Annotated in this window: 4 protein-coding genes and 1 pseudogene; 2 read left to right on the forward strand and 3 right to left on the reverse strand. The window is 75.2% G+C overall.

Going from position 1 to position 3386, the window contains the following annotated elements; all coding sequences use genetic code 11:
* Window positions 1–271, forward strand: a pseudogene (locus D1825_RS18065) (glycoside hydrolase family 2 protein); the annotation flags it as partial.
* Between the two features lie 53 nt (window positions 272–324).
* Here the strand turns inward: D1825_RS18065 and D1825_RS00645 are convergent.
* From D1825_RS00645 to D1825_RS00655, 3 genes are read right to left on the reverse strand one after another with little or no spacing between them, the layout of a single operon-like run.
* Window positions 325–1176, reverse strand: coding sequence for a hypothetical protein (locus tag D1825_RS00645; protein WP_118765609.1), 852 nt, complete (start codon window positions 1174–1176; stop codon window positions 325–327).
* A 28-nt stretch (window positions 1177–1204) separates the two neighbouring features.
* Window positions 1205–1960: an MBL fold metallo-hydrolase gene (locus tag D1825_RS00650; RefSeq protein WP_233549542.1), complete on the reverse strand. Its 756-nt coding sequence runs from the start codon at window positions 1958–1960 to the stop codon at window positions 1205–1207.
* Window positions 1961–1967: 7 nt separating this feature from the next.
* Window positions 1968–2927 (reverse strand): helix-turn-helix domain-containing protein, encoded by a 960-nt coding sequence (locus D1825_RS00655; RefSeq protein ID WP_118765610.1) that lies wholly within the window; start codon window positions 2925–2927, stop codon window positions 1968–1970.
* An 85-nt stretch (window positions 2928–3012) separates the two neighbouring features.
* Here D1825_RS00655 and D1825_RS00660 point away from each other — a divergent pair, with 85 nt between their 5' ends.
* The gene (locus D1825_RS00660; RefSeq protein WP_138067061.1) at window positions 3013–3282 is read left to right on the forward strand and encodes a hypothetical protein; all 270 of its coding nucleotides are present in this window, start codon (window positions 3013–3015) and stop codon (window positions 3280–3282) included.
* Window positions 3283–3386: the final 104 nt, after the last annotated feature.

Below are 3386 nucleotides of genomic sequence, written 5' to 3' on the forward strand. Positions count from 1 at the left end.
CGCCGCGCCCTTCACCGCGTCGGCCGAGGCCGTCGAGGGCGGCTACGTGGTGACCGTCGAGGCTCGCTCGCTCGTCCGCGACCTCACGCTGCACGTCGATCGGCTCGACCCCGCGGCCGTCGTCGACGCCGCGCTGATCACCCTCCCGGCCGGCGCGACCGCCCGGGTGAACGTCCGCACCGGGACGGCCGGCCTGGAGGGTGTCCTCGTCACTGCGCCCGTCCTGCGCACGGCCAACGACCTGGTGGCGGCGCGGGCGTCCGTGGGCTGACGGACGAACGCCGAGAGGGCCGGTCCCCGTGGGGGCCGGCCCCCTCGTACGTCTCAGGCGGTGCGGGCGGTCAGGACGACCTCCGGGCCGACGTCGAGGCGCAGGTCGACGATCCGGACGCCCGGCGGGAGCTGCGCGCCCAGGTCGATGCGGCGGCCCTCGAGCGCCTGGAGCCGGCCGCGCGCGGTGGCGAGCACGGCGGCGACGATCGGGTTCCCGCTGGTCGCGGTCACGTCGCTGAGGGTCAGGACGAGCGCGTCGTCGATCGTGGCGTTCGCGCCGCCCGTGGCGGTCGCCGAGAGGAATCCCTTGCGCAGCTGGGCGCGGGCGGCGACGGACACCGCGCGCGGTCCCTTCGAGGTGAGGTCCACGTCGAGCTGCGTGAGCTTGAGTCCCTGGCTCGCCGCGGCCTGCTCGGCCAGACGCCGGATGGCCGCGACGAGCTCGGTCCGCGCTGCCGCGATGCGCAGCGTTCCGAGGAGCGGCGCGTCCGCGGTGGGTTCGACGAGCTCGACGGCGAGCGAGCCGTCCGTGCCCTCGACCCAGGAGAACCGGACCTGCTCGGCCTCGGCACGGACGTCGACGCGGACGCCCTCGACCGTGACCGGGTGGGCGTCCACGCTCAGCCGGTGGACCACGCCGGGCTCGCGCTCGCGGACGGTGATCGGCGCGGGTGCGGGCGGTGCCTTCCGAGCCCCCGCGACGACGATGCCGGTCAGGTCGATCTCCAGGCTCGGCACCTCCGGCCCGTCGAGCGTCGCGCGGACCTGCAGGGCGGACACGTCGACCTGGTTGCCGGTCTGGTCGGCGACCGTGCGTCGTACCCGCTCGGCGAGGTCCTCGCCGGTGGTGGGTCGGGGCGCTCGGCCCAGGGGGAAGGTGTCGGTCGCTACGGGTTCGGGCATGCCTCGAGCGTAAGCGCGGGCTCGCTCGTCAGCCGGTCGCGCGGACCATCTCGGCCAGGTGCTCGTACTCGGCGCGGTTCTCGGCGTCGGCCAGGCGCTCGTCCTCGGGGACCCGCCCGGCGACGACCTCGTCGAGGTAGCGGCGGTCCGCGTCGAGCCGCGCCGCCGGGTCTGTCGTCGGCGTCCCGTGGCCCGGGACCAGCACCGCGGCCCGCGCGACGTACGGGGCGAGCCGGTCGAGGCCGGCCAGATAGGCGGGCAGGTCGTCGGGCCCGAAGGGGAGCGGGACCTCGCGGTCGCTGAGCATGTCGCCCGCGACGAGCACGAGCTGGTCCGCGAGCCACAGGGCCGTGTGGCCGGGCGCGTGGCCGTCGTGCACGACGAGCTCGATGCGCTCGTCGAACCCGAGCGTCGGCTCGACGCGCCCGAAGAGGTCGACGAGCTCGTCGGGCCATCCCGCCCCGAGGGACTCGAGCAGGCTCGCACGCTCGGACCGGGCCAGCTCGGCGGTGCGCGGCGACGCCCAGCGCGGCGCGTCGCCGAACCGCGGGTGCCACAGGAGGTGGTCGTGGTGGGCATGGGTCGCGAAGCCGCCGACGACCGGCCAGTCACGCTCGTCGAGCGCCGTGGCCAGCGCGTCCAGCTCGGACGGGACCCAGGACGGGTCGACGAGCAGCACGCCGCCGGGCCCGGCGACCACGGTGCTCGTCGTCGCCATGACCTTGCTCGTCGCGACGTGCACGCCGTCGGCGACCTCGATCAGGGCGCGGGCAGTGCCAATCACGCGACGCTCACGCGACGCGGCTGCGGAACGAGGCGCGGTAGTCCGCCGGCGCCACCCCGACGGCGCGGCGGAAGTGGTGGCGCAGCAGGGCCGCGGACCCGAACCCGCACTCGCGCGCGACCTCCTCCACGTCGAGGTCGCTGTCCTCGAGCAGCACCTGCGCGTGCATGACGCGCTGCCCGGCGAGCCAGCGCATCGGGGTCGTGCCGGTCTCGGCCGCGAACCGCCGGGCGAACGTGCGCGGCGACATCAGGGCGCGGGCCGCGAGCGAGTCGACCGTGTGGTCGTCGGCCAGCGTGCCCTGCACCCACTCGAGCACGAGCCGCAGCGAGTCGTCGCTGCACTCGGGCACGGGCTGCGGGATGTACTGGCGCTGGCCGCCGTCGCGCTGCGGGGGGACGACCATGCGCCGCGCGATCGCGGTGGCGACCGTGCCGCCGAGCTCGCGGCGGACGATGTGCAGGCACGCGTCGATGCCCGCGGCGGTGCCGGCGCTCGTGACGATGTCGCCCTCGTCGACGAACAGCACGTCGGGGTCGACGACCAGGTTCGGGTAGCGGCGCGCGAGCTCGTCGGCGTGCCGCCAGTGCGTGGTGACCGTGCGGCCGTCGAGGATCCCGGCGGCTGCCAGGACGAACACGCCCGAGCAGACCGAGACGATCGTGGCCCCGCGTGCGTGGGCCGCACGGATCGCGTCGAGGACCGCGGGGTCGTACTCGTCGCGGATCACGGTGGCGGGAACGGCCACGAGATCGACGTCCGCGAGCGCATCGAGGCCGTACGGCGCGCGGATCTCGACCCCGGGGATGCCGGACTGGATCGCCGCTCCGGCGGTGGGTGCCACGACCCGGAAGTCGAACGCCGGCACGCCGTCATCCGTCCGGTCGATGCCGAACACCTCGCACACGACGCCGAACTCGAACATCGCCAGGCCGTCGACGACCAGGGCTCCCACGCTCCGCAACATGGCGCCAGGCTAGTTGGCAGAATGTTGACGGTCAACGTCCTGACTGCCACTCGTCCCGCGCGGACCGGCGGACGACGCTGTCTGCATGAGCACTTACGTGACCGTCCTCGCCGCACTCCTGATCGCCTCCCCGCTCGTCGTGCTCGCGCTGCGCGGCACGCGCTGGGACCCCGTGGGCCGCACCACCGACTTCCCGGCCGAGTGCGACGCCGACGCTCGTCGGACCGCCCTGGACCTCGCCGCCCTCCGCGCGCACGAGGAGCCGGAGCGGGCGCGCCGCACGACCCCTTCCGCACCGACGGGGCACGGCCGCGCACTGGCCCGGATGGCGGGCGCGACGCCACACGCCTCGTGACTAGGCTGGCCGCGTGCCGCACCGAACCGATGCCGTGGGCCTGGTGCTCGCGCGCCCGGCCCGGATGCTGGGCCACGAACCGTTCTTCGGGGAGCTGATCGCCG

The sequence above is a fragment of the Cellulomonas rhizosphaerae genome, assembly GCF_003470205.1.
Classification (GTDB): Bacteria; Actinomycetota; Actinomycetes; order Actinomycetales; family Cellulomonadaceae; genus Cellulomonas; species Cellulomonas rhizosphaerae.

Coding starts and splice junctions, on each gene's coding strand:
- D1825_RS00645 (WP_118765609.1), bottom strand. CDS start 1,176: ATGCCCGAACCCGTAGCGACCGACACCTTCCCCCTGGGCCGAGCGCCC.
- D1825_RS00655 (WP_118765610.1), bottom strand. CDS start 2,927: ATGTTGCGGAGCGTGGGAGCCCTGGTCGTCGACGGCCTGGCGATGTTC.
- D1825_RS00660 (WP_138067061.1), top strand. CDS start 3,013: ATGAGCACTTACGTGACCGTCCTCGCCGCACTCCTGATCGCCTCCCCG.